Annotated in this window: 25 protein-coding genes; 14 read left to right on the plus strand and 11 right to left on the minus strand. The window is 70.3% G+C overall.

What is annotated here, in order from left to right:
• Positions 1 to 61 precede the first annotated feature (61 nt).
• Together AC1RN5_RS04540 and AC1RN5_RS04545 are read left to right on the plus strand one after the other, a co-directional pair.
• Positions 62 to 706, plus strand: coding sequence for an FABP family protein (locus AC1RN5_RS04540; protein ID WP_493040059.1), 645 nt, complete (start codon positions 62 to 64; stop codon positions 704 to 706).
• 75 nt (positions 707 to 781) lie between these two features.
• Positions 782 to 2,071, plus strand: a complete 1,290-nt coding sequence (locus AC1RN5_RS04545) for a nucleotide sugar dehydrogenase (RefSeq protein WP_493040060.1) — start codon at positions 782 to 784, stop codon at positions 2,069 to 2,071.
• Here the strand turns inward: AC1RN5_RS04545 and AC1RN5_RS04550 are convergent.
• Complete coding sequence (locus AC1RN5_RS04550) at positions 2,068 to 2,682, minus strand: arylesterase (protein ID WP_493040061.1); 615 nt, start codon at positions 2,680 to 2,682, stop codon at positions 2,068 to 2,070. The genes AC1RN5_RS04545 and AC1RN5_RS04550 overlap by 4 nt on opposite strands.
• 74 nt (positions 2,683 to 2,756) lie before the next feature.
• On the opposite strand from AC1RN5_RS04550, the gene AC1RN5_RS04555 reads away from it, so the two are divergent.
• Complete coding sequence (locus AC1RN5_RS04555; RefSeq protein WP_493040062.1) at positions 2,757 to 3,449, plus strand: ABC transporter ATP-binding protein; 693 nt, start codon at positions 2,757 to 2,759, stop codon at positions 3,447 to 3,449.
• Positions 3,446 to 5,965, plus strand: a complete 2,520-nt coding sequence (locus tag AC1RN5_RS04560; protein ID WP_493040063.1) for an ABC transporter permease — start codon at positions 3,446 to 3,448, stop codon at positions 5,963 to 5,965. The genes AC1RN5_RS04555 and AC1RN5_RS04560 overlap by 4 nt, the downstream gene beginning before the upstream one ends.
• Here the strand turns inward: AC1RN5_RS04560 and AC1RN5_RS04565 are convergent, their stop codons facing one another.
• From AC1RN5_RS04565 to AC1RN5_RS04585, 5 genes are all read right to left on the minus strand, one after another.
• Positions 5,966 to 6,229, minus strand: a complete 264-nt coding sequence (locus tag AC1RN5_RS04565; RefSeq protein WP_493040064.1) for a hypothetical protein — start codon at positions 6,227 to 6,229, stop codon at positions 5,966 to 5,968. It abuts the gene before it with no gap.
• A 108-nt stretch (positions 6,230 to 6,337) separates the two neighbouring features.
• Entirely contained in the window at positions 6,338 to 7,360 is a 1,023-nt protein-coding gene (locus AC1RN5_RS04570) for an NAD-dependent epimerase (RefSeq protein WP_493040065.1), read from the minus strand.
• A 63-nt stretch (positions 7,361 to 7,423) separates the two neighbouring features.
• The gene (locus AC1RN5_RS04575) at positions 7,424 to 9,367 is read right to left on the minus strand and encodes a polysaccharide biosynthesis protein (protein WP_493040066.1); all 1,944 of its coding nucleotides are present in this window, start codon (positions 9,365 to 9,367) and stop codon (positions 7,424 to 7,426) included.
• A 220-nt stretch (positions 9,368 to 9,587) separates the two neighbouring features.
• Entirely contained in the window at positions 9,588 to 10,280 is a 693-nt protein-coding gene (locus tag AC1RN5_RS04580) for a TorF family putative porin (RefSeq protein WP_493040067.1), read from the minus strand.
• 209 nt (positions 10,281 to 10,489) lie between these two features.
• Positions 10,490 to 11,293, minus strand: coding sequence for an SDR family NAD(P)-dependent oxidoreductase (locus AC1RN5_RS04585; protein ID WP_493040068.1), 804 nt, complete (start codon positions 11,291 to 11,293; stop codon positions 10,490 to 10,492).
• Positions 11,294 to 11,388: 95 nt separating this feature from the next.
• On the opposite strand from AC1RN5_RS04585, the gene queF reads away from it, so the two are divergent.
• Positions 11,389 to 11,844 carry a preQ(1) synthase gene (gene queF, locus AC1RN5_RS04590; RefSeq protein WP_421932276.1) on the plus strand — a complete coding sequence of 152 codons (456 nt, stop codon included), beginning with the start codon at positions 11,389 to 11,391 and terminating at the stop codon, positions 11,842 to 11,844.
• 274 nt (positions 11,845 to 12,118) lie between these two features.
• Here the strand turns inward: queF and AC1RN5_RS04595 are convergent, their stop codons facing one another.
• Positions 12,119 to 12,730, minus strand: coding sequence for a nitroreductase family protein (locus tag AC1RN5_RS04595; RefSeq protein WP_493040069.1), 612 nt, complete (start codon positions 12,728 to 12,730; stop codon positions 12,119 to 12,121).
• Between the two features lie 77 nt (positions 12,731 to 12,807).
• Between AC1RN5_RS04595 and AC1RN5_RS04600 the strand changes: the two genes are divergently transcribed.
• From AC1RN5_RS04600 to AC1RN5_RS04615, 4 genes are all read left to right on the plus strand, one after another.
• The gene (locus AC1RN5_RS04600; RefSeq protein ID WP_493040070.1) at positions 12,808 to 13,422 is read left to right on the plus strand and encodes an NUDIX domain-containing protein; all 615 of its coding nucleotides are present in this window, start codon (positions 12,808 to 12,810) and stop codon (positions 13,420 to 13,422) included.
• A 28-nt stretch (positions 13,423 to 13,450) separates the two neighbouring features.
• Positions 13,451 to 14,281 (plus strand): serine O-acetyltransferase, encoded by an 831-nt coding sequence (gene cysE, locus AC1RN5_RS04605; RefSeq protein WP_421932273.1) that lies wholly within the window; start codon positions 13,451 to 13,453, stop codon positions 14,279 to 14,281.
• 57 nt (positions 14,282 to 14,338) lie between these two features.
• Positions 14,339 to 14,551: a DUF3126 family protein gene (locus tag AC1RN5_RS04610; RefSeq protein WP_370689228.1), complete on the plus strand. Its 213-nt coding sequence runs from the start codon at positions 14,339 to 14,341 to the stop codon at positions 14,549 to 14,551.
• Positions 14,552 to 14,954: 403 nt separating this feature from the next.
• The gene (locus AC1RN5_RS04615; protein WP_493040071.1) at positions 14,955 to 16,046 is read left to right on the plus strand and encodes a patatin-like phospholipase family protein; all 1,092 of its coding nucleotides are present in this window, start codon (positions 14,955 to 14,957) and stop codon (positions 16,044 to 16,046) included.
• Between the two features lie 40 nt (positions 16,047 to 16,086).
• On the opposite strand, the gene AC1RN5_RS04620 is transcribed toward AC1RN5_RS04615, so the two are convergent.
• Positions 16,087 to 16,851 (minus strand): PhoH family protein, encoded by a 765-nt coding sequence (locus tag AC1RN5_RS04620; protein ID WP_493040072.1) that lies wholly within the window; start codon positions 16,849 to 16,851, stop codon positions 16,087 to 16,089.
• Positions 16,852 to 17,165: 314 nt separating this feature from the next.
• On the opposite strand from AC1RN5_RS04620, the gene AC1RN5_RS04625 reads away from it, so the two are divergent.
• Complete coding sequence (locus AC1RN5_RS04625; RefSeq protein WP_421932270.1) at positions 17,166 to 17,696, plus strand: gamma carbonic anhydrase family protein; 531 nt, start codon at positions 17,166 to 17,168, stop codon at positions 17,694 to 17,696.
• Positions 17,697 to 17,761: 65 nt separating this feature from the next.
• Here the strand turns inward: AC1RN5_RS04625 and AC1RN5_RS04630 are convergent, their stop codons facing one another.
• Both AC1RN5_RS04630 and AC1RN5_RS04635 read right to left on the minus strand, forming a co-directional pair.
• Entirely contained in the window at positions 17,762 to 18,436 is a 675-nt protein-coding gene (locus tag AC1RN5_RS04630) for a YiaD family glycine zipper/OmpA-like lipoprotein (protein ID WP_493040073.1), read from the minus strand.
• Positions 18,437 to 18,502: 66 nt separating this feature from the next.
• Positions 18,503 to 19,681 carry an acyl-CoA dehydrogenase family protein gene (locus AC1RN5_RS04635; RefSeq protein ID WP_493040074.1) on the minus strand — a complete coding sequence of 393 codons (1,179 nt, stop codon included), beginning with the start codon at positions 19,679 to 19,681 and terminating at the stop codon, positions 18,503 to 18,505.
• 81 nt (positions 19,682 to 19,762) lie between these two features.
• Between AC1RN5_RS04635 and AC1RN5_RS04640 the strand changes: the two genes are divergently transcribed.
• The 4 genes from AC1RN5_RS04640 to AC1RN5_RS04655 are packed head-to-tail and all read left to right on the plus strand — an operon-like array spanning position 19,763 to position 24,726.
• The gene (locus AC1RN5_RS04640; protein ID WP_493040075.1) at positions 19,763 to 20,644 is read left to right on the plus strand and encodes a hypothetical protein; all 882 of its coding nucleotides are present in this window, start codon (positions 19,763 to 19,765) and stop codon (positions 20,642 to 20,644) included.
• Positions 20,645 to 20,671: 27 nt separating this feature from the next.
• Positions 20,672 to 21,277 (plus strand): TetR/AcrR family transcriptional regulator, encoded by a 606-nt coding sequence (locus AC1RN5_RS04645; protein ID WP_493040076.1) that lies wholly within the window; start codon positions 20,672 to 20,674, stop codon positions 21,275 to 21,277.
• A gap of 57 nt (positions 21,278 to 21,334) precedes the next feature.
• A complete protein-coding gene (gene ppsA, locus AC1RN5_RS04650; RefSeq protein WP_493040077.1) occupies positions 21,335 to 23,767 on the plus strand; it encodes a phosphoenolpyruvate synthase in 2,433 nt (810 codons plus the stop codon).
• Positions 23,764 to 24,726 carry a 1-phosphofructokinase family hexose kinase gene (locus AC1RN5_RS04655; protein WP_493040078.1) on the plus strand — a complete coding sequence of 321 codons (963 nt, stop codon included), beginning with the start codon at positions 23,764 to 23,766 and terminating at the stop codon, positions 24,724 to 24,726. The genes ppsA and AC1RN5_RS04655 overlap by 4 nt, the downstream gene beginning before the upstream one ends.
• 6 nt (positions 24,727 to 24,732) lie before the next feature.
• On the opposite strand, the gene AC1RN5_RS04660 is transcribed toward AC1RN5_RS04655, so the two are convergent.
• Positions 24,733 to 25,185 carry a PAS domain-containing protein gene (locus tag AC1RN5_RS04660; protein ID WP_493040079.1) on the minus strand — a complete coding sequence of 151 codons (453 nt, stop codon included), beginning with the start codon at positions 25,183 to 25,185 and terminating at the stop codon, positions 24,733 to 24,735.
• Between the last annotated feature and the right edge of the window lie 19 nt (positions 25,186 to 25,204).

The following is a 25,204-nucleotide window of genomic DNA, read 5'->3' on the forward strand; positions in this document are numbered from 1 at the left end:
CCCTTGACGCGCCCACGGCCAAGCCTGTTAAGGCGGATGGGCAACAGCGCGCGGGACCGCCATGACCGACTTCCCCGAGGACATCTTCTCCGAGCAGGATGACATCGATGTCGACACCCTGGCCAATCTCGGCCCGCTGCGCCCCCTGGCCGGGGTCTGGGTGGGAGTGAAGGGGTTCGACATCAATCCCGACGCCGAGACCCCGCGCCGCCAGGACTATGTCGAGCACATCGAACTGCAGCCCATCGACCCGCAGTCCAACGGGCCTCAGCTGCTCTACGGCCTGCGCTATCACGCCCACATGGTGAAGCCGGGGGAGGTGGAGACCTATCACGACCAGGTGGGCTACTGGCTCTGGGAGCCGGCTACCGGAATGATCGTCCACTCCCTGACCATTCCCCGCGGCCAGATCGTGCTCGCCGGCGGAAAGGCCCAGGCCGACGCCACCCAGTTCGAGGTCAGCGCCACGCGGGGCTCCACAGAATACGGCATCTGCTCCCAGGGCTTCCTGGAGCACGCTTTCCGCACCGACGCCTTCCGGATGGTGGTGACGGTCAACCCCGACGGAACCTGGTCCTATTTCGAGGACACCATCCTGCAGGTCCGCGGCCGGCCCGACCCCTTCCACCATACCGACCGCAACACCCTGACCCGGGTGGCGCCGCCGACTCCGAACCCGTTGGCCCAGGCGGCCGCCGCCAACTGACGGGGGCTGTCAGGGCGGCGATCCATGCTAGTCAGGGCGCGCGGCGGACGATGCGCCGATGGCGTCGAGACGAGAATGCTTGAGAGTCCCTTCACCCGGTCCCCGGTGAACATCGCGGTCATCGGACTGGGCTATGTCGGCCTGCCCCTCGCCGTGGCGCTGGCGGAGCACTATTCCGTCGTCGGTTTCGACATCGGGGCCGAGCGGATCGCCGAGCTGAAGGCCGGCCACGACCGCACCCTGGAGGTGGACGCCGCCGAGCTGAAGGCCGCCGCCAACCTGTCCTTCTCGCTCGATGAGGCGGACCTGAAGGCCTGCAACGTCTTCATCGTCACCGTGCCCACCCCCATCGACCGCCACAAACGGCCGGACCTCTCGGCCCTGCTGGCCGCCAGCCGCACCGTGGGCCGGGCGATCTCCAAGGGCGGGGTGGTGATCTACGAATCCACCGTCTATCCGGGCGCCACCGAGGAGGACTGCGTGCCGGTGGTGGAGCAGGTCTCGGGCCTGACCTTCAACACCGACTTCTTCGCCGGTTACAGCCCCGAGCGCGCCAATCCCGGCGACCGGGCGCACCGCCTGTCCTCGATTATCAAGGTCACCTCGGGTTCGACGCCGGAGGCCGCGGCCTTCGTCGACGCCCTCTACGGCGCGGTGGTGACGGCGGGCACCCACCTGGCCAGCTCCATCCGGGTGGCCGAGGCCGCCAAGGTGATTGAGAACACCCAGCGCGACCTGAACATCGCGCTGATCAACGAGTTCGCCCTGATCTTCAACCGCCTGGGCGTGGACACCCAGGAGGTGCTCGCCGCCGCCGGGACCAAGTGGAACTTCCTGAAGTTTCAGCCGGGTTTGGTGGGGGGCCACTGCATCGGGGTCGACCCCTACTACCTGACCCACAAGGCCCAGGACGCCGGCTACGATCCGCAGGTGATCCTGGCCGGACGCCGGATCAATGACGGCATGGGCGCCTATATCGCCCAGAGCCTGATCAAGACCCTGATCCATCGCGACGCCAAGGTGCGCGGCGCCCGGGTGCTGGTTATGGGCCTGACCTTCAAGGAAAACTGTCCCGACCTGCGCAACACCCGCGTCATCGACATCGTCCGCGAGCTCGCCGACTACGGGATCGCCGTCGACGTCCACGATCCCTGGGTGAACCCCGACGAGGCCGAGCAGGAATACGGCGTCCGCCCGATCGCCGACCTGGCGCCGGGCGCCTATGACGCCGTCGTCTTGGCCGTGGCCCATTCGGCCTTCCTGGAGATGGGCCTGCCCGCCATCCGCGCCCTCGGCAAGCCAGACGCGGTGCTCTACGACGTCAAGTCGGTCTTCCCCAAGGGCGAGGCCGATCTGCGGCTCTAGCCCAGGGCCCGGGCCACGGTGGGCGCCAGCCGCTGCGCGATGAGGGCCGCGCCCTGGGCGTTGGGGTGGATGCCGTCGCGCTGGTTGAGCCTGGTGAGGCCCGCCACCCCGGCCAGCAAGTTGGGATAGAAGGCCACGCCCTGAGCCTTGGCCACCGCCGGGAACACTGCGTTGAACTCCCGCGCATAGCCCCCGCCGATGGCCGGCGGCGCGGCCAGGCCCGCCAGCAGCACCTTGATCTTCCGCGCCTTGAGCCGCCGCACGATGGCCTCCAGATTGGCCCGGGTCGCCGAGGGCTTCAGCCCCTGCAGCAGGTCGTTGCCGCCCAGCGCCACGATGCAGAGGCGGGTGTCGCGCTGGACGCTGAAGTCCACCCTGGCCAGGCCGCCGGCCGTGGTGTCGCCGGAAACCCCGGCCGGTCGGATCGTGGCGGTCTTGCCCAGCCGGGCCAGCTCCGCCTGCAGCCGCGCGGGGAAGGCCGCCGAGGCCGGCAGGCCGAAGCCGGCGGTGATCGAATCCCCCAGGATGGTCACCACGGGGCGGGCCGCCGCCAGGACCCGCAGCGGGGCGGCGAGGGCGGCGGCGGCGATCAGGTCTCGGCGGGTCAGCATGGGATGGGTGTGTCGGTCATGACTCTGTCCTATTTAAGGGCTCAAGACGGCGGCTCAATGGACTTGGAGGGCGCTTGGCCCAGACGACGGACGACGCTTCGCCTGTGGCCCTCGACGGGGTCTGCCTCAGCCTGCCCTCGGCGGCGGGGACCGTCGACATCCTGCGCGACCTGGACTTCCGCGTGGCGCCCGGCGAGCGGGTGGCGGTGACCGGGCCCTCGGGGTCGGGCAAGTCCTCCCTGATCTCGGTGGCCGCGGGGCTGGAGCTGCCCACCGCCGGGACTGTGCGCCTGTTCGGGCAGGACCTCGCCCGGCTCGACGAGGACGGCCGCGCCCGGCTGCGGCGGGGGCGCGTGTCCCTGGTCTTCCAGTCCTTCCATCTGCTGCCCAACATGACGGCGGTGGAGAACATCGCCGCGCCCCTGGAGATCGCCGGCCGCCGCGACGCCGCCGACCTGGCCCGCGCCTGGCTCGACCGGGTGGGGCTTTCGGCCCGGGGGCGACACTATCCGCACCAGCTCTCCGGCGGGGAGCAGCAGCGGATCGCGCTCGCCCGCGCCCTGGCGCCGCGGCCGGCCCTGCTGTTCGCCGACGAGCCCACCGGCAATCTCGACGCCGCCAACGCCGCCCTGGTGGCCGGCCTGATGTTCGACCTGGTGGCCGAGAGCGGCGCCGCCCTCGTCCTGGTCACCCATGACGAGGCCCTGGCCCGGCGCGCCGACCGGCAGGTTCGGTTGAGCGACGGACGCACGGTCCTCGCCGCATGACGCCGCTGTCCTGGCGCTTCGCGCTGCGCGAGCTGCGCGGCGGGGTGAGGGGCTTCCGCATCTTCCTGGCCTGCCTGGCCCTGGGGGTGGCCGCCATCGCGGCCGCCGGCTCGACCGCCGAGGCCTTCCGCCGGGGGCTGGCCAGCCAGGCGCGCGAGATCCTCGGCGGCGACCTGGCCGCGACCCTGGAGCAGCGCCGCTTCACCCCGGCCGAACGGGCGGCGATCACCAAGATGGGCCAGGTGTCCTGGGCGGTCAGCGCCCGGGCCATGGCCGAGGCGCCCTCCGGCGAGCGGCGGCTGGTGGAGCTGCGCGGGGTGGGCGGCGCCTATCCCCTGGCCGGCAAGGTGGAGTTGCGGGGCGCCGCCTCCCTGGCCGAGGCCCTGGCGCCCGTGAAGGGCGTGCCCGGGGCGGCGGTGGAGCAGGCCCTGCTGGACCGGCTGGGTTTGAAGCTGGGAGACCGGCTGCTGGTGGGGAACACCCCCATGGTGGCCCGCGCGGTGCTGCTGCAGGAGCCCGACCGTCTGTCGCGGGGCTTCGCCCTGGGGCCGCGGGTCCTGACCCGGGTGGAGGTGGTGGAGCAGGGGGGCTTCCTGGCGCCTGGCCTGCCCTTCGGTGAGACCGCGCGGATCGCCCTGCCGCCCGGCGAGGCCACCGCGCCGGCCGCCAAGGCCCTGGGCAAGGCCCTGAAGGGCGCCGAAGCCCGGATACGCGAGCGCGACGAGGCCGCGCCGGGCATCCGCCGGCTGATCGAGCAACTGGAATACTTCTTGGGGTTCATCGGCCTGGCCTCCCTGGTGGCGGGCGGGCTTGGGGTGCACGGGGCGGTCTCGGCCTTCCTCGAGCAGCGCAAGCCGGTGATCGCGGTGCTGAAGGCGCTGGGCGGCGAGGGACCCTTGGTGCGCAATCTCTATCTGATCCAGATCGGCGCCCTGGCCCTGCTGGGGGTGGCGATCGGCCTGGTGGTCGGCGCGGCCGCGCCGCTCGTCCTGGGCGCGCTGATCGCCGACGACCTGCCCGTGCCCGCCCTGTTCGGCGTCTATCCGATTCCCCTGCTCAAGGCCGCGGCCTTCGGCCTGCTCTCGGCGGCGGCCTTCGCCCTGGCGCCCCTGGCGCGCGCCCGGCTGACCTCGCCCGCGACCCTGTTCCGGCACGACCTGCCCACGCGGTTCGCCTGGGGGGTGGAGATGGTTGGCGCCCTGCTGGCGGCCGCGGCCCTGGCGGGCCTGGCGGTGGCCACGGCGCCGACGCCCCTGGCGGCGGGGGTGATGATCGCCGGCGTGGCGGCGGCCTTCATCGTGCTCTGGGCCCTGGGGTTAGGCGGCGCCTGGTTGGCGGGCCGGGCGCGAATCGGCGCGCGGGGACCCCTGCGCATCGCCCTCGCCAGCCTCGCTGGTCCCCGCTCGGCGGCGCGCACCGCCGCGCCGGCCATCGGCCTGGGCGTCGCCCTGCTGGCCGCCGTGGTCCTGATCCAGTCGAGCCTGCTGCGGCAGGTGGCCGAGGTGGCGCCCCGCACGGCGCCGGCCCTGGTGTTCACCGAAATCCCCGGCGACCGGACGGCCGCCTTCGACGCCGCCCTCGCCACGGCCTTCGGCCGCGCCCTGACCCCCGACATGTATCTCCGCGCGCCCTTCGCCACCGGGCGCATCAGCCAGATCAAGGGCAGGCCGGTGGTGGCCAGCCAGATCGCCGCCTCCGAGCGTTGGGCCTATGACAACGACATCTCGCTCTCGGCCATCGGGGCCGAGCCGCCCAACGCTGGGATCGTCGCGGGGCGCTGGTGGCCGGCGGGCTATTCGGGGCCGCCCCTGCTGGCGATGGAGGCCGACGTGGCCAAGGCCGGAAATCTGAAGCTGGGGGATCGGGTCACCCTCTCGGTCCTGGGCCGTGACATCGAGGCCAGGGTGGCGGTGCTGCGCAAGGTGGACTTCGGCGGTTTCGGCGCCAGCTTCCCCCTGGTGCTGGACCCCGCGGCCCTTGAGGGCGCCAACCTGCGCCATGTGGCCATAGCCAAGGCCAGCAGGGTGCAGGAGGCCGCGGCCACGCGGGCCCTGGGCGCCGACTTCCCCGAGGTCAATGTCATCTCCGTGCGCGAGCAGCTGGAGGCGGCCACCGAGCTGTTCGGCCGCCTGGCGCTCGCCATCCGCGGCGCCGCGGCCGTCGCCGCCCTGGCGGGCCTGTTGGTCCTGGCCGGGGCGATCGCGGCCGGCGCCCAGTCGCGCATGCGCGAGGCCGCCATCCTGAAGGTCCTGGGGGCCTCGCGCGGCCAGATCCTCAGTGTCTATGTCCTGGAGTACGGCGCCGTCGGCGTGGTGGCCGGCGCGGCGGGCGTGGCCCTGGGCTGCGCCGCGGCCTGGCCCATCGTGACTAAGGTCTTCCAGGCCCAATGGAGCGTGGACTGGTCGGGGATCGCCGCCCTGGTGGGCGGAGCGGCCCTGCTGGCGGCGCTGGGCGGCCTGGCGGCGTCGCTGCAGGCCCTGTCGCGCCGCCCGGCCCCGGCGCTCCGCAGCGAGTAGCTAGCGGATCGAGGCGACCGCGGTGGTGGTGGTCGGGGAATAGAGGCCCATCAGGCCCTCGCGGGCGGCGACGGTCCGCGCGGCGCGGGCGGCGTTCTGGCAGATGACGCCGTGGGCCTCGCCGGACAGGCACTGCTGCAGCGCGGCCTCACGCTCATAGGCGTTGTCGCGGAAATAGGTGAAGGAGCGGTCGATGGAACCCCACCCGACCGAAGCGGTGATGGCCGCCAAGGCGACCCCGCACCAGAACACAACGCGTATCATATTGAAGCACCCCCCCAGGGCTGGGTGCAAGTCGTAGGCCCCAACCCGGGGCGCCTCAACCCCGCGCCCGCGTCAGGCGAAGAGATACAATCCTCAGAGGTGAAAACCTCAGGCGCCCTTGGGCTTGTAGTAGTCCAGGTACCAGTCGACGAACCGTCCGATGCCGGTCTCGATGGGGGTCGCGGGCGCGTAGTCGAGGGCGGCCTGGGTCTCGGCGGTGTCGGCCTCGGTGCGGCTGACGTCGCCCGGCTGCATAGGCATGAGGTTTAGCTGCGCCTTGCGGCCGAGCTTCTCCTCCAGCACCTGGATATAGCGCATCAGTTCCACCCTCTGGCTGTTGCCGAGGTTGAGGATGCGCCAGGGGGCGACGCCGCTGGTGGCGGGATTGGGCGCCTGGGCGTCCCATGTCGGGTCGATCCCCGGCGGCCGGTCGAGACCTGCGATCACCCCCGAGACGATATCGTCCACATAGGTGAAGTCCCGCTGCATCTTGCCCTGGCCGTAGACGTCGATGGGCTCGCCCTTGAGGATGGCGTCGGTGAACTTGAACAGCGCCATGTCCGGCCGGCCCCACGGACCGTAGACGGTGAAGAACCGGAAGCCTGTCGAGGGGATGCCGAACAGGTGGGCGTAGGAATGGGCCATGGACTCGTTGGCGAGCTTGGTGGCCGCGTAGAGGGTGATCGGATGGTGCACCGGATCGCGCACCGAGAAAGGCAGCTTGCCGTTGGCGCCGTAGACCGAGCTGGTGGAGGCAAAGACCAGGTGCTTGGGCTGGGTGGCGCGGCAGCCCTCAAGGATGTTGAGGAAGCCCACCACGTTGGAGTCCACATAGGCCTCGGGGTTTTCCAGGCTGTAGCGGACGCCGGCCTGGGCGGCGAGGTTGATCACCCCGTCGGGCTTCACGTCCTGGAACAGCTTGGCGACGGCCTCGCGGTCGGCCAGGTCGATCTTGGCGTGGCGGTAGCCCTCGCGCGCCTCCAGGCGGGCCAGGCGCGCCTGCTTCAGGGTCGGATCATAGTAGGCGTTGAGGTCGTCGAGGCCGACCACCTGGTCCCCGCGATCGAGCAGGCGATGGGCGGCGTGCGAGCCGATGAAGCCCGCCGATCCGGTGACAAGTACGATCGCCATGTAACTCTCTTACCGTAGAATGATGTCATGCCGACCGGGCGGACCCGGGTCGGAGACCGCGGCCTAGCCGTTGGCCACGACCCGCAGGGCCGGGGCGGCGCCGGGCTTCTCGCCGCGGATCTGGGCGACCAGGTCGAAGAGGGCGCGCCGCACCTCGTCGACATCGCCCTTGTCGGCGAGGCCTTCGAGATCAACCAGATGGTTGGCGGTGATCCGCAGAGCCGAGGAGGAGACCACCTCCATGACCTTGGGCGCGCAGGGCAGGGAGCGCTCGGTCTCGTCCAGCAGGGCCTCGGTGAGTTTCTCGCCGGGACGCAGGCCGGTGATCTCGATCTCGATGTCCTTGCCGGGCAGGCGGCCCGACAGGGCGATCATCTGGCGCGCGAGATCCATGATCCGCACGGGCTCGCCCATCTCCAGCAGGAACAGGCGGGCGTGGGAGGTCTCGCCCCCCTCGGCGCTGGTGGCGGTGGCGTGCAGCACCAGCTGAGCGGCCTCGGGGATGGTCATGAAGTAGCGGGCCATCTCCTCATGGGTCACGGTGACGGGCCCGCCGCGGTCGATCTGAGACTTGAAGATCGGCACGACCGAGCCGGCCGAGCCCAGGACGTTGCCGAAGCGCACGGCCGAGAAGCGCGTCCCGCGGCCGTTCTGCTGGGCCTGGATCACGGCCTCGGCCAGGCGCTTGGTGGCGCCCATGACGTTGGAGGGGTCGACGGCCTTGTCCGTGGAGATCAGCACCATCTGGGCCGCGCCGCACGCTCGGGCGCCCTCGGCGACGTTCCAGGTGCCCACCACATTGGTCAGGACGCCCTCGCAGGGGTGCCGCTCGACCATGGAGACGTGCTTGAGGGCGGCGGCGTGGAAGACCAGGTCGGGCTTCTGGCGCTGGAAGCACTCGGCGATGCGGTTGGCGTTGCGCACGTCCACCAGGGCCGCGTGACGCGACAGGCTGGGGAAGGTCTCGCCGAGTTCGCGGTCGATCTCGAAGAGCGAGGTCTCCGAGAAGTCCAGCATGGTGACGTGGGCGGCCTGATAGGCGGCGACCTGCCGGACCAGCTCGGCGCCGATGGAGCCGCCGGCGCCGGTGATCAGCACCCGGCGGCCGTGGATCAGGGCCTTGACGGCCTCGTGGTCCAGTTCGATCGGTTCGCGGGCCAGCAGCTCCTCGACGCTGATTTCCCGCATCGGCAGCAGGGCCATGCCGTCATGCTGCGACAGCTCCACGATGGAGGGCAGGCGCAGCAGGCGGATGCCGTCGTTCTTCAGCCGGCCCAGTTGATCGGCGGTGAGGCCCTTCAGGCGGCCGGGCTCGTCCAGGAACAGGATGGCGCGCGGGTAGCGGTTCCAGCGGCGCAGGTCGGCCAGGGCGGCGTCGAGGTTGTCGATGCACTCGATGATGCAGACGCCACGGACCTGCTGACCGACGTCGCGGGCCTCCGGGCCGACGATGCCCACCGGGGTCCAGGCATGGTCGTGGCGGCGCGCCACGTCGCGCAGATAGGTGTCGGCCAGCGCGGTCGGGCCGATCAGCAGCAGGGACGGGGCCTGGGGCGCGCGGTCACGGACGGACTTCAGCGGGGCGAAGCTGTCGAGGGCGTGCTCGTGCAGGGCGCGGCGCATGATCCGCGCGCCCATCGAGCCGGTCATCTGGAAGATGGTGGCCATGGCCAGCACCGAACGCGGCAGGCCGCTCGCCCGGTCGATGACGAAGACCGCCAGCAGGAAGACCCCGGCGGTCAGGACCGCGGTCCGGGCCAGGACCAGGGCGTCGGGAATGGAGACATAGCGCCAGGGGGAGAGTTCGCGGCGGAAGACGGTGGAGAAGACCGCGGCGAGCCCGCCATAGAGGCAGACCAGCTGGACGACGTTGAGGCTCGAGAGGGAGCCGCCATCGTCCAGGCCCAGGGTGCGGGTGGCCGAGAGCAGATAGGCGAGGAAGAACGCCCCGGCGGCGATCAAGGTGTCGACGACGACGGTCTGGGCTCGGTTGGCCATCTGCTCCATGGAATCGTGCTCCGCTCAGGTCGTCTAACCGGCCACCATAGAGGTGTCGGCGCGACCGTCCAATGAAACTCCCGGCGGAGCGCGGTTCTTGCCCCTATCGGGCGAGTGAACGCATGTTTTCACCGGCGGTCGGCGCAGATACTCGAGCTTGTCTCGGCGAAAAATAGAAAAGCCGCCCCGGATGGGGCGGCTTTCCCGAAAGCAAACCTGGCTTGAAGGCTTAGAAGCTGGCCTTCACGCCGATGACGACCTTGGCGTCATAGATGTCGCCGAAGCCGTGCTCGTCGGTGTCCCAGTAGCGCAGGTCGAAGCCGACGTGGTCGTTGAGGGCGTAGCCCACGCCCAGGTTCCAGGTGTTGTAGTCGAAGGCGCCTTCGACTTCCTGGTGACCGACGGCGCCGGAGACCGACACCTTTTCGACGACCGGCATGGAGCCGTTCAGCTCATAATAGGTGGCCTTGCCGGTCTTGCCGAAGAACTCCGGCGAATAGAAGACCGTCGCGCCGACCGTGGCCGGACCGACCGCGGTGGAACCGGCGGCCTTGTACTCGACGTAGTCTTCGTGGCTGCCGGAAGGCTGGTTGGTGTAGCCGTAGTAGTAGACGCCCAGGTCAAGGTTGACCGGGCCCACGACGGGCTTCACGCCGGCGTAGAGGTCGTATTCCAGGTCGGTGCCGTTGTTGAACTCGACGTTCGACAGCCACACGCCGGCATAGCCGATGCCATACAGGGTCGCGTCGGCGCCGCCGAAGATCTGGCCGCCGTTATCCGTCTGGCTGATGCCGCGGAACATGTAGTCGCTGGCGGCGCCGAGGTTGAAGGACAGCGCGATGTCGTCGTCGGCGGCGAGAGCGCTTCCACCCATGGCGGCGGTGGCCGCGGCGGCGAGAAGCATGATCTTGAGAGTCTTCATTTCGTTTATCCCCATTTTCTTCAGCCGAGCTTCGCCCAACCGTCACTGGAGATCGCCACGGGGGTGGCGCTCAGATCAACGCGGGGCGGCGCACAGGCGGCCCCCAACTACCCGCTGCTCGAAAAATGTGCGTTAACAGAGTGTGGCGCCGAGCGTTTAGGCGCCAACCTGTGCCTTAGGCGCCACGGCGCGCCCTTGGAGGTCAAGCGTCAACGCATCGCCAGGGGCGAATAGTTGAGGTGAGTCCCCGCATCAACCAGCAGAGTCTCGCCGGTGATATGTTTCGAAGCAGGGGCGGCCAAAAACACCGCAGCCCCGGCGATATCCTCGGCGCTGGAGGCGGCCTTGAGCGGGGTCGAGGCCGCGGCGCCTTCGCGCATTCGTTGGGCGCGCTCGGCCCCCACGCCCTTGCCGAACCAGGGCGTGTCGATGAAGCCCGGGCAGATGGCGTTGACCCGGATCCTGGGGGCGAGCGCCCGGGCCAGGGACAGGGTCATGGTGGTCAGGGCGCCCTTGGAGGCGGCATAGGGCACCGAGGAGCCGATGCCCGCCACGCCGGCGATGGAGGAGGTGTTGACCACGGCGCCCGGCTGCGGCGCGGCCTCCAGCAGGGCGCGCGCGGCGCGGACCATCTGATAGGCCCCCACCACATTGACGCTGTACAGACGCAGGAAGTCCTCGGCGGTGACCGCGTCGAGATCGGCGTGGTTGGGCGCGAACTTGGTGACGCCGGCGTTGTTGAACAGGGCGTCGATCCGACCGAAGGGCTCGGCGGCGGCGACGATCCTGCGGCAGTCCTCGTCGGAGGCCACGTCGCCCTGCACCACCACGGCCTTGGCGCCGTGGGCCTCGACCTGACGGGCGGTCTCGGCGGCCTCCTCGGCGCTCGATGCGTAGTTGATGATCACCGCCGCGGCGCCGCGGCTGGCGGTCTCCACCGCGATGGCGCGCCCCAGGCCGGTGGAGGCGCCGGTCACGACGACCACGAATTCGTTGAAGTCCTTGCCGCTCATCACGCGTCCCTTCCCCTTGGTTTGAGCCGTGATACCCCCTCGCCACGCCGGAGTCTCGGTTGCGGCGGGCGCCCGCGGGCGGTAAAGCGCGCGCCATGGATGAGACCCACCTGACCCAGCTCGGCCGCGAGGCCCGCGGCTTCGCCTCGCCGGAGGAGGCCGTACTCGAGCGGGTTCCGAACCCCCAGGCCGACAGCCTCTACCTGGCCCGGTTCACGGTCCCGGAGTTCACCTCCCTGTGCCCGGTGACGGCGCAGCCGGATTTCGCGCACCTGGTGATCGACTACGCCCCGGCCGGTTGGCTGATCGAGTCCAAGTCGCTGAAGCTCTATCTGGGCGCCTTCCGCAATCACGGGGCGTTCCACGAGGACTGCACGGTGGCCATCGGCCGCAAGATCGTCGAGGTCGCCCAGCCCCGCTGGCTGCGCATCGGCGGCTACTGGTTCCCGCGCGGCGGCATTCCCATCGACGTCTTCTGGCAGAGCGGCGCCCCGCCGGAAGGCCTGTGGATCCCCGACCAAGGTGTCGCGCCCTATCGCGGCCGCGGCTGACGAGGTTTCAGGCCTTCGGTGAAGTCGGGCCGTGACATCGTGGCAGGTGTTTGCAGGTCAGACCGAAAGCTTCACAGTAAAGCGAGGCCCGTCCGTCGCGGCGATCTTTGATCGGGTCGACCGATAGAGTCCCGAGCTGGGACAGTCCGATGCGCGAATCAAGGGTCGACTAGCCGACGTCGCCAAAATGGGGTAAGGATAGCTCGCCCAACTCTCCTCGGGCGTGTCACACTTCAGGCCGGGCGGCGACCCTTCGTCGTCCGGCCGTTGTGTTTCAGGGCCGCCAGGTGGTGATCAGGCTGGCGAGATCGGGCCGTTCCCGCTCCTGCGGCGGCTCCTTCGGCGTGCCCAGGAACACGAAGCCCGCCACCTTCTCCCCGGGCTCCAGGCCCAGGATGGCCTTGGCCTCCTCGTCATAGGCGTACCAGTCGGTGATCCAGTTGGCGCCGTAGCCGAGGGCCAGGGCGGCGTAGAGCAGGGTGGCGCACACCGCGCCGGCCGAGAGCAACTGCTCCCATTCCGGAATCTCCCCCGTCCTCGGCCGCGAAACCACCGCGACTCCGAGCGGCGGGATCTTCAGCTTGGCCAACTTGGCGGCGGAGCGGGCGTCGCCGCGGGAATTGGCCAGGGTCTCCAGGCGATCGGCGAAGACCGCCTTGGCGGCGGACTCAAGGACGATGAACCGCCAGGGGGCGAGCTTGCCGTGGTCGGGAACCCGAGCGGCGAGCCGCAGCAGGCCGGCCAGTTCGTCGGCGGACGGCGCCGGTTCGGCAAGGGTGACGGCCGAGGCCGACCGGCGGGTGGCCAGGAAGCTCAGGACCTCGGGGCGGGGCTGCTGCGGGACCGGCTGGCCGAACAGCGGGGCGGCGGGAAGCGACAGGGGCATCTTGGAGCGCGCCTCATTAGGAAAGCCGATAGGGGAGTTCTCTTATATGGGGGTGGTTTCGCAAGCTAGTTGAGAACATGTCGCAAAAACCGAGCTGGCTTGTGGCGCACGGGCGTCCCTGGACCAAGGGGCCGCCGCGGCCGATCTACGACAATCCCTGGATCCGCGTGACCGAGTACGACGCCGTGGCGCCGACCGGGGCCGACGCGCTGTACGGGGTGGTCAGCTTCAAGAATTTCGCCATGGCCATCCTGCCGGTGCATGACGACGGGACCATCACCCTGGTGGGCCAGAACCGGCTGCCCTTCGCCGACTATAGCTGGGAGATTCCCGAGGGCGGCGGCCCGCTGGCCGACGATCCCCTGGAGAGCGCCCAGCGCGAACTGCTGGAGGAAACCGGCCTGGAGGCCGCCCACTGGCGGGAAATCCTGCGGATGCAGCTCTCCAATTCGGTCACCGACGAGCACGCCTTCGGCTACCTGGCCACGGGCCTGACCCAGGTTCACGCCGAGCCGCAGGGCGACGGCACCGAAGATATCCTGATGGCGCGCGTACCTTTTCGGGAAGCGCTGGAGGCGGCGGTCGGGGGTTATATGCAGGACGCCCTGACGGTTGCGATGCTGCTGCGGGGCTACCACATGGCCAGGGAGGGCGCTTTGCCGAGCGATCTTTCGGCGGCCATGCTAGGATGAGGGGAACGTCATGGGACGGGAGGAACCGATGAGCCAGCGTCTGGAAGTCATCGACCCGGCATCGCCGCCGCCGGTCTGGGCCGCACTGCGCAACGAAGCCGCACGGGCCTCCCAGTCGGAGCCTGCCCTGGCCTCGCTGCTGAACGCCGTCGTGCTGAGCCACCACGACCTGGGCGCCGCGCTCAGCTACCAACTGGCGCGCAAGCTCGGCGACCAGGAGCTGCGGGCCATGAGCCTGCGCGAACTGGCCGACGCCGCCTACAACGACAATCCCAAGCTGGTGGATATCGCCGAGGCCGACCTGAAGGCGGTGTTCGAGCGAGACCCGGCCTGCAAGGGCTATGTCCAACCGTTCCTGTTCTTCAAGGGCTTCCAGGCCCTGCAGACCCAGCGGGTCGCCAACTGGCTCTGGGGGCAGGGCCGCGAGACCATCGCCCTCTACCTGCAGAGCCGCATGTCGGAGGTGTTCCAGGTGGACATCCACCCGGCCACCAAGATCGGGTCGGGGGTCTTCATCGACCACGGCACCGGCATCGTCATCGGCGAGACCGCGGTGATCGGCGACGACGTCTCCCTGCTGCAGGGCGTGACCCTGGGGGGCACCGGCGCCGAGCGCGGCGACCGCCACCCCAAGATCGGCAAGGGCGTCCTGCTGGGCGCAGGGGCCAAGGTGCTGGGCAATATCCATATCGGCGACTACGCCAAGATCGCCTCCGGCTCTGTGGTTTTGAAGCCGGTTCCGGCCCATTGCACGGCCGCCGGGGTTCCCGCGCGCCTGGTCAACTGCCCGACTTGCGACGAGCCGGCCCGCAGCATGGATCACACCCTGGCCGAAGCTGTGTACGACTACGTCATCTGACGGTTCCTAAGATCGCCCCGAACCGCTAGGTTCCGCGGCTGTTGAATCGCCGAGGAGATGGCCGTGGACGAGAGAATGATGCGCAAGCTGGAGGGCCACCTGCGCGGCACCTTCGCCAATGCGCGGATCAGCCTGGTTCCCCGTCCCAAGCAGAAGGACTCGGCCGAGGTCTATATCAACGACGAGTTCATCGGCGTGGTCTTCGAGGACGAGGACGGCGACGGCTCCTTCATGTTCGAGATGGCGATCCTCGCCGAAGATCTCCCCTAGCGGGCGTCCGTCCGCCTGAACCGGTCCTCGCTTCAGGCGATCGCGCCCTGCAGCGTGTCGGCGATCGCCGGCACGCCACGCGTCGGCAACTCCGCCCCGTCGGGGGGCCCGACGCTCCCGCCGACAACCTTGATCCTCGTCATGTTGGGCCCGTGCGGCCCTTGCTAGCTGAGGGGTGCGCCCGTGCCTGACCGGGCGCGTGCGGTGAGACGCCCCCCGCGTCGAACCAAGGCCTTCGACGTCGCGCCCCGGGGGGGGCAGGCGGCGAAGTGAGGTGACTCAGACCGGGCCTCCCTCCTGTCCTGACCGGGAGGCCCGGTCGCCGCCGCACCGCCTGCGGCGTGCGCCCCGCGACGCTGGCCCCGGTTGTTGCTAAGGTGGTTCCGTCGGTCGCGGAGGGATCATGAAGCCAAGTTGGCCCAGGCGTCTGGGGCGGGTCGGACCCCCGCCCGGCGGCGTGCGCGCAGAGCCGGCCGGGTTCTCACAGGTCCGCTTCATCGGCGACGAGGACGAGCAGGGCCTGGCCCGGTTCTACGGCGACTTGCCGACCCGCGCCCCCACCGCCGCCCCCGACTGTCTGCGCGTCCTGGCCCTCTCGGGCGGCGGGGCGGGCGGCGCCTTCGGGGCCGGCGCCATGCTGGGCCTCACGCAGTCGGGAACCCGGCCGAAGTTCGACATCGTGACCGGGGTCAGCACCGGGGCCCTGATCGCCCCCTTCGCCTTCCTCGGCTCCGACTGGGACGAGCAACTGGCGGGCGCCTATCTGGGGGACCAGACCTCGGTGATCCTGGACTGGACCACCCTGCGGCCGGGCGCCGGCCTCTACGCCAGCGACCCGCTGGCGGGCCTGGTGCGGCGCTACATCGACGCCGAGCTGCTGGCGGCCGTCGCCGTCGCCCATTCCGAGGGCCGGCGCCTGTTCGTCGCCACCGCCAACCTGGACACCCAGAGGCTGTCGATCTGGGACATGGGGGCCATCGCCAGCCAGGGCGGGCCCGAGGCCCTGATGCTGTTCAAGGACGTACTGATCGCCTCGGCCAGCATGCCGGGCCTGTTTCCGCCCAAGATGATCTCGGTGGCCACCGAGGACGCGGTCTTCGCCGAGATGCATGTGGACGGGGGCACCATCACCCCGCTGTTCGTCGTGCCCGAGCCGCTGATCGTGCGCCGCGCCCAGCAGTGGGCGGTGCGGGAGGTGGAGGTCTACGCCCTGGTCAACACCACCCTGGAGCCGGTCTCGGCGGTCACCCCGATGGGGGTGGTGCCGATCCTGATCCGCAGTTTCGAGCTGATGCTGAGATCGACCTATCGCAACGCCCTGCGCTCGGTGGGGGCCTATTGCGAGATCAACGGGTTCGCCCTGCACACCGCTTCGATCCCCGCCGATTTCGGCGGAATCAACATGCTGCGGTTCGACCACGGCCTGTTGAACAACATGTTCGAACACGGCGCGGAGCTGGCCCGCAACGGGCGACTGTGGACGAAGATCCGGTGAGTCGGCCGGCCTCGGAGCCCCCGAGGCCGGCCTTCACACGTTAGAGAACCCCCAGCATCTCGGCCACCAGCGGGTGGCGGACGATGTCGCGGTCCTTCAGCCGGACCACGGCGATGTTGGCGACGGCCTCGAGCTTGTCGGCCACGGGGCCGAGGCCCGAGAGCTCCGGCAGCAGGTCCGACTGGTTGGGGTCGCCGGTGACCACCATGGTGGAGTGCCAGCCCAGGCGGGTCAGCAGCATCTTCAGCTGGCCATAGGTGCAGTTCTGGGCCTCGTCGATCACCACGAAGGCGTTGTTCAGGGTGCGGCCGCGCATGAAGCCGACGGGCGCGATCTCGATGGCGCCCTCGGTCATCAGGGCCCGGACCCGCTTCATGGAGAGCCGGTCGGACAGGGCGTCGTAGAGGGGCCGCAGATAGGGGGCGAGCTTGTCCTCCATCTCGCCGGGCAGGAAGCCGAGGGATTCGCCGGCCTCGACGGCGGGGCGGGACAGCACGATGCGGCCCACCTTGCCGGCCTCCAGGGCCTCCACCGCCTTGGCGATGGCCAGATAGGTCTTGCCGGTGCCCGCGGGGCCGAGCGCCATGACCAGGTTCTTGGCGTCGATGGCCGCGATCAGTTCGTCCTGGCCCGGGGACTTGGACTTGATGGTCTTGAGGTACCCCTGCTCGCGGTCATCATTGTGATGGGCGAGAGGCGACCAAGCCCGTTCTACCGGCAGCCGACGGACCTTGCCGTCATCCTGGAATTGGCCGGCGTCGAACGCGCCTTCGCGCACTTGTCGCTTCAGGGCTCGCTTGGTCATCAAAGCCTCCGTAAGGGCATGAAAAAAGGGCGTATCCGCAATGGATCGCCCTTCGAGGTCGACTGGATTGTTGAGACAGAGGCGCGTCGTGCGCAGCCCGGCGGACCGCTTTCGCTTCGCAATGCTGGCGGTGAGACCCGCCGAAGCCACAAACGCGACACCCTCGTCTCCGTCATGCGGGACGCCAGGACCGAAAACCGGCCATGGCCGGTTCGGGAAGGCTATCGCCCTCTCGAATCGCCCGACTAAGATGATCCTAACGGGGTTAATCGCGGATTAAGCAAACGATCCGCGACAATAAACGGGGTGCGACAATGAGTGTCTATAACTTGGGCGATGTGGGTCCGGAGCTTCCGGATGCGGACGAATACTGGATAGCGCCGAACGCGGCGGTCATGGGCCGGGTGATTCTCAAGAAAAACGCCTCGGTCTGGTTCGGTGCGACAATTCGAGGCGACAACGACCCCATCATCATCGGCGAGAACTCGAATGTGCAGGACGGCTCGGTCCTGCACACCGACACCGGCTCGCCCCTGACCATCGGGGCCAATGTCACCGTGGGCCACATGGTCATGCTGCACGGCTGCAGCATCGGCGACAACTCCCTGGTGGGGATCGGCTCGATCATCCTGAACGGGGCGAGGATCGGAAAGAACTGCCTGATCGGCGCCAATGTGCTGATCACCGAGGGCAAGGAGATTCCCGACAACTCCCTGGTCATGGGCGCGCCGGGCAAGGTGGTGCGGGAGGTGTCCGAAGGCCAGGCCCGGATGCTGGCCGGCGGCGCGATGCACTATGTGGCCAACTGGAAGCGCTACAAGGCCGAGCTGAGGGCGGCGGGCTAGGCGCGAAACGCAAGACGCCCCCGGCCGCGAGGCCGAGGGCGCTTGGTCAGGTCTGACGGTGAGGTCTAGCCGACGACGGGACGCAGGATGATCTCGACGCGACGGTTCTGGGCGCGGCCTTCCGGGGTGGCGTTGCTGGCCACCGGCTGGCGCTCGCCTTCACCGGCCACGAAGATGCGGGCCGGCAGGACGCGGCCGGCGCCCACGAGATAGTTGGCCACCGAACTGGCGCGGCGTTCCGAGAGCGACTGGTTGTAGTCGTCGGCGCCGCTGGAGTCGGCGTGGCCCACCACGTCGATGGTGGTCTGGGGATAGGCGTTGAGGGTGCGGGCCACGTCGTCCAGCACCGGGGTGAAGCGCGGCTGCACGTCGGACTGGTCGACGGCGAAGGTGACGTCGCTGGGCATGATCAGGACGATGTTGTCGCCCTGGCGGCGGATCTGCACGCCCGAACCCTCGAGGGAGCGGCGGAAGTCGGCCTGCTGGCGGTCCATGTAGTTGCCGACCGCGCCGCCGGCCAGGGCGCCGATGCCGGCCCCGATCAGGGCGTTCTTGCGGCCCTGTTCGCCGCTGTTGGTGTTGGTGAGATAGCCGAGCGCCGCGCCGCCCAGGGCGCCGGCGATCGCGCCCGTCCCGGCGTTGTTGCGCACCGGCATGCCCGTATAGGGGTCGGTGGTGGTGCAGGCGGTCAGGGCGGCGGCGCCGAACAGCATGGCGAGGGTGGCGGTGATCTTGGTCATGGGGCGCTCCGGGCGTTTCTCAGGTTGGCGGCGAAACGCGGCGTCACGGCCAAGGTTCCCGGCGCGTCAGATCTTCAGGACGTGCTTGGCCATGATGTTGCGTTGAACCTCGTCGGAGCCGCCGGCGATGCTGGCCGCGCGGCCCTCGAGATAACGCACGGTCTCGCGGCGCGCCCAGTCGGGGCCCAGGGAGTCGGCGGGCCCCTCCACCTCCGGAAACCAGGGCGCGGCGTAGGGGCCGGCGCACTCGACATAGAGCTCCGTCAGCCGCTGGACGATGTCGGTGCCCTTGAGCTTCAGCATCGAGGACTGAGCGCCCGGCGCCGAACCCGCGGCCACCTCCCACAGGGTGCGAAGCTCGGTCATCTCCAGGGCCTTCAGTTCGATCTCCAGGGCGGCCAGGCGGCTGGCGAACCCGGGGTCCTCGATCAGCCGGCCGCCAGCCGATCCCGCCACCTCGGTCGAGGCGGCGATGCGGATGCCGCGGGCGAGGTTGAGGGACAGGGAGACGAAGGCCTGACCGGTCCGCTCGTGGGTGAGCAGGCCCTTGGCGTAGGTCCAGCCCTGGCCCTCCTCCCCGATGCGGTTCTCCACCGGAACCCGGACGCCGTCGAAGGTCACGCGGTTGAAGGCGTGCCGCCCGTCGATGGAGATGATCGGCGTCACCGCCACGCCCGGGCTGCGCATGTCGATGAGCAGGAAGGTGATCCCGGCCTGGGGCTTGGCCTCCGTGGCGGTGCGGGTGAGGCAGAACATCCAGTCGGCCTTGTGGGCGCCGCTGGTCCACACCTTTTCGCCGTCCACCACATAGACCTCGCCCTCCCGCACCGCCCGGGTCCGCAGCGAGGCGAGGTCGGACCCGGCGCCGGGCTCGGAATAGCCCTGACACCAGCGGGTGGTGTCGGCGACGATGCCCGGCAGGAAGCGCTGCTGCTGTTCGGGGCTGCCATAGGCGAAGAGGACCGGCGCCAGCATGCCGGGCCCCATGCCGCCGACCTGGGCCGGGACGCCGGCCGCGGCGGTTTCCCGTTCCCAGATGAAGTTCATGGCCGGGGTCCAGCCGGGTCCGCCGAAGGCGACCGGGAACTTGTTGACCGCCCAGCCCCGGGCCAGCAGGGCCTGATGCCATCGGGTTTCGTGCGCGGGAGACCCGTCGAAGGCCTCTCCGGCGGGAAAGACCCGGGCGATCAGGTCGCGGACCTCCTGGCGGAAGGCGGTCTCCTCGTCCGAGAAGTCGAGATCCATGTCGGGTCCGGATTGTTATTATAAGGATCGTCCAATAGTATCCGGCCTCGCCAGACCCGGTCAACCGACAGTGAGGCCCAGATGTCCGACGCGCCCTTCACCGCCACCCGCCGGGACGGCGTGACCGCAGGACCGGTGCGCCGGCCCGACAATTTCTCCAAGCACGCCAAGGGTTCGATCCACGACGACGCCACCGCCCAGAAGCTGGGCTTCAAGGGCGGCACGGTGGCCGGCAACATCCACTTCGAGCAGTTCCCGCCGCTGATGGCCGAGCTGTTCGGCCGCGACTGGTATCGCACCGGCAACCTGTCGCTCTATTTCCTGACCCCCACCACCGACGGCGAGCCGGTCCAGGTCTTCGCCCGCGATCCGGTCCTGCGCCCGGAGGGCGGGATGCGGGCCGAGGTGTGGATGGAGGACGCCGAGGGGCGCCGCGTCTGCGAAGGCACGGCGGCCTCCGGCCCGCCCGACCTGGGGAGCTTCCTGCGCCAGAAGCTGAAAGCGGTGCGGCCGGCGGAGGACCTGCGGATTCTGAAGCGGTCCAAGGTGGGCGACACCTGCGTGGACGTGCCGGCCCGCCTGGAGCTGTCGCGCAACGAGAAGCGCCTGGAGTTCATCACCGAGCCCTTGCCGGAATACGAGGACCCGACGGTGTGGGGGGAACGGGTCGCGGCCCCCGCCATCGCCATCGACGCCATGCGCGAGGTGGAGACGCCCCTGTTCAAGCCCGACGAGGCCTTTGTCGGCATGTTCGGGGCCATCGAGGTCCAGTGGCTCGACGGCCCGGTGTTCATGGAGCACGACTACCTGGCCGACGGTCGGCTGCTGGCCCTGTCGGAGTCTCCCAAGACCGAGGTGGCCTGGTTCGCGAGCACTCTGCGCGACGCCAAGGACGGACGGGACGTGTCGCGCATGATCCTGATGACGCGCCTGCTTAAGGCCTCCTCGCCGCTCTGGACCTGAGGGGCGGCGGCGCGGCATAGGTTGGCCATGACAGAGCGCGTCCGCACCCGGCTGACGCCGGCCGCCCGCCGGGACCAGATCCTCGACGTCGCCGCCCGGGTGATCGTGCAGGAGGGGCTGCAGGCCGCCACCATGGAACGGCTGGCCCGCGCCGCAGGGGTCAGCAAGGCCCTGGTCTACACCTACTTCTCCACCCGCGACGTCCTGCTGGGGGCGCTGTTGCAGCGCGAGCAGGCCGAGCTGGGCGACCGGGGCATGGCCGCGGCCCTGCGCGCGGAGACCTTTCCCGACCTGATCGTCCAGACCACCCGCCACTATCTTGAGCACGTTCGCGACCGCGGCCCGCTGATCGCCGCCCTGCTGGCCGACCCGGCGACGGCGGCGCTGATGGAGGCCGAGAGCAAGGTCAATCGCGACCAGACCATCCGCTATCTCGTGCGCGCCACACGCCGGGCCTACGGCCTGCCGCTGCCGCGGGCGATCGCGGCGGTGGACCTGCTGATGGCCGTCACCGGCCGCGCCGGAAAGCTGGTGGCGGACGGAGACCTCGAGATCGAGACCGCGGTCGACATGTGCCTGCAGATCGCCCTGGGCGGCCTGGCCCGCCTGGCGGAGACCCCGCCCGTCTCTTGATCCACGGCAAAGCGTGATTGGCTGGACGGCGCACACTTCACGGTGGAGGCGCCCACCATGAGTTACATCCGCGATTTCTCGACCCTGTCGGCCGACGACACCGCCCTGGTGGGCGGCAAGACCTCGGCTATCGGCGAACTCAGCAGCCTCCGTGGCGACGGGGTGGAGGTTCCGCCCGGCTTCGCCGTCACCGCCGAGGCCTATCGCGACGCCCTGGCCCGGGCCGGCGCGTGGGAGCCCCTGCATCGCCTGCTGGACGGGCTGGATGTCCGCGACACCGCCGAACTGGCGGTGCGGGCCGAGGCGGCGCGCAAGATCGTCTATGAGGCCACGGCCGATTCGGCCCTCTGCGCCCAGATCGGCGAGGCCTGGCGGGCCATGGCCGCCCGCGAGGGGCCCGGCCTGACCTTGGCGGTGCGCAGTTCGGCCACGGCGGAGGACCTGCCGACCGCCAGCTTCGCCGGCCAGCACGAGAGTTTCCTGCACGTGACGGGGCAGGCCGCGGTGATCGAGGCCTGCCGCCGCTGCTTCGCCTCGATCTTCACCGACCGGGCCATCGTCTATCGGGCCGAGAACGGCTTCGACCACTTCAAGGTCTATCTGTCGGTGGCGGTGATGAAGATGGTGGCCGCCGACCGCGGGGCCAGCGGGGTGATCTTCACCCTCGACACCGAGAGCGGCTTTTCCGACGTGGTCTATCTCACCGGCGCCTACGGGCTGGGGGAGACCGTGGTCCAGGGCCGGGTCGATCCCGACGAGTTCCATGTCCACAAGCCCACCTTCGCTAAGGGCTTCCGCGCGGTGCTGCGCCGCAAGCTGGGGGGCAAGGCGATAAAGCTGGTGCTGGAGGGCAAGGGCGAAGCCGCCCGGCCGGTGGAGCGCCGCACCTCGGCCGAGGATCGGCGGCGGTTCTGCCTCACCGACGAGGAGGTGCTGGCCCTGGCCGGCATGGCGATGCGGATCGAGGCCCACTTCTCGGCGCGGGCCGGCCATCCCCGGCCCATGGACATCGAGTGGGCCAAGGACGGACGCGATGGCCGTCTCTATATCCTGCAGGCCCGGCCCGAGACCGTGACCTCGCGCCGGACCGCCGGCGAGATCGACACCTGGCGGCTCAAGGGCGCCGGCGAGGTTCTGGTCACCGGCAAGTCGGTGGGTGAGCAGATCGCCAGCGGACGGGTCCGGGTGATCGTCACGCCCAAGGACCTGGCCCAGCTCCAGCCCGGCGAGGTGCTGGTGGCGGCCACCACCAGTCCCGACTGGGAGGCGGTGATGAAGACCGCCGCCGCCATCGTCACCGATCGCGGCGGCCGCACCTGCCACGCCGCCATCCTGGCCCGCGAGCTGGGGGTGCCGGCCGTGGTCGGCGCCGGGAACGCCACCGCGGCCCTGACCACCGGCCAGATGGTCACGGTCTCCTGCGCCGGCGGCGAGGCCGGACAGGTCTATGCCGGCGAACTGCCCTTCGAGGTCGAGCACCTCTCGGTGGGGGACCTGGCGCCCACCCGCACCGAGGTGATGCTGAACCTCGGCGACCCCGACCTGGCCTTCAAGTACGCCGCCCTGCCGGTGGCGGGCGTCGGCCTGGCGCGGATGGAGTTCATCATCAGCCAGGGGGTCGGGGCCCATCCCATGGCGCTCGCCCACCCCGAGCGGGTCGGCTCGCCCCGGGCGCGGACCACCATCGCGCGGATGTCGGAGGGCTGCGCCTCGCCCGCCGACTATTTCGTGCAGCGGGTCTCCGAGGGGGTGGGGACCATCGCGGCGGCCTTCTATCCCCGGCCGGTGATCGTGCGGCTGTCGGACTTCAAGACCAACGAATACGCCGCCCTGATCGGCGGCCGCGACTTCGAGCCGCTGGAGGCCAATCCCATGCTGGGGTTCCGCGGGGCGGCCCGCTACGCCCATCCTGCCTATGCCGACGGCTTCGCCCTGGAGTGCCGGGCTCTGCGCCGGGTGCGCGAGACCATGGGCCTCACCAACCTGGCGATCATGGTGCCCTTCTGCCGCCGGGTGGCCGAGGCCGAGCAGGTCATCGAGGCCCTGGCAGGGCACGGCCTGGTCCAGGGGCAGGGCGGGGTGGAGATCCACGTCATGTGCGAGATCCCCAACAACGTCATCCAGATCGACGCCTTCGCCGCCCTGTTCGACGGCTTCTCCATCGGCTCCAACGACCTCACCCAGCTGGTGCTGGGGGTGGACCGCGACTCCGAGACCGTCGCCTTCGACTTCGACGAACGCGATCCCGGGGTGCTGGAGTTCCTGCGCCAGGCGGTGGTGGGGGCGCGGGTGAACCATCGACATGTGGGGATCTGCGGCGAGGCGCCGGCCACCTATCCGGAGGTCGCGCGATTCCTCATCCAGCACGGGGTCGACGCCATCAGCGTCAATCCCTCCAGCGCCCTGAAGATGATGCGCCTGGCCGCCGAGGTCGAGGCGCAGGTCGAGGCGCCCGGGCCCCCGGCCCATATGAAGGCCTTCGCCCATTGACCCGGGCGCGCGCCGCGGCGCCGGTGATCGCCACCCTGACCCTGAACCCCGCGCTGGACCTCAGCGCCGCGGTGGACCGGCTGGAGCCGGAGCGCAAGCTGCGCTGCCACGACCTGCGCCGTGACCCCGGCGGCGGCGGCGTCAATGTGGCCCGGGTGATCCGCCGCCTGGGCGGCCAGGCCGTGGCGGTCTTCGTCGCGGGCGGGGTCGGCGGCGATCGGCTGCGGGCGCTGCTGGCCGCCGAGCGCGTGCCGGTGGCGGTGGTCGCGACCCAGGCCGAGACGCGGGAGAACTTCACCGCCCACGACCTGGCCACCGGGCAGGAATACCGCTTCGTCATGCCGGGTGGGCCGCTGCGGACGGCCGAGCAGCGGCAGGTCCTGGCGCTGTTGAGGCAGCTGACGCCGGCGCCCGAGATCCTGGTGCTCAGCGGCAGCCTGCCGCCGGGCTTCCCCCTGGCCGCCCACGACCGGCTGATCCGCCAGGCGCGGCGGGCGGGGGTGAAGGTGGTGCTGGACGCCTCGGGCCAGGCCCTGAAGGCCGGGCTGGCGGCGGGAGCCTGGCTGGTGAAGCCCAATCTCAAGGAACTGGAGGATCTGTGCGGCCGCCCGCTGCCGGACCTGGCGAGCCGCCTGGCCGCCTGTCGCGAGATCATCGCCGCCGGCGGCGCGGCGCTGGTGGCGCTCAGCCTGGGTCGGGAGGGCGCCTTGCTGGTGAGCGGGCAGGGCGCCTGGCGCGCCCCGCCCCTGGACATCGCGCCGGTCAGCACAATCGGCGCCGGGGACAGTTTCCTCGCGGGCCTGGTCTGGGCCCTGGCCCGAGGGCTGGCGCCCCCCGAGGCGCTCCGGTGGGCCACGGCCACGGCCTCGGCCACCCTGCTGGCGCCGGGCACCAGCCTGTGCCGCCGCGCCGACGTCCTGCGCCTGCGCAAGGGCGTGAGCGTGGCCGCGGTCGGCTGAGGCGGCTCAGCCGCGGGCGACGGCGCCCAGCAGCATCCGCACCTGGCCCTCGCCCCAGGCGGGCAGCAGCAGGCGCTCATAGTTGTCGGCCACCGTGGCGGGATCGGCGTGGCGATAGACCGTCGGCCGCTGCTCCTCGACGGTGGCGCTGCACTGGGCGCGCAGCAGCTGGAAGGGATGGGGCAGGTTCACCTCGTCGATGAACCGCCCGAGAATCGCTTCCTGCTCGGCCCTCGGCACCCCCTGCTGCAGGATGCTGAACCGGAACCGCTCGGGCTGGGCGAAGACGTCCAGCAGGAAGACCTCGCCGCCGATCTTCTGGGCCTGCGTCAGGTCGACGTCGTCCCAGAACGGAATCTCCGCCGCGCCGCGCCGCAGCCCCTGCCAGTAGGTCAGCAGGGCGTCGAGTTGGCCGCCGAGGGGCCGGGCGATGGCGAAGGGAGCGTCGGGTTGGGTCATGGGCCTGAGGGTTCAACGG

This window comes from Phenylobacterium sp. GW821-FHT12F10 (assembly GCF_058806695.1).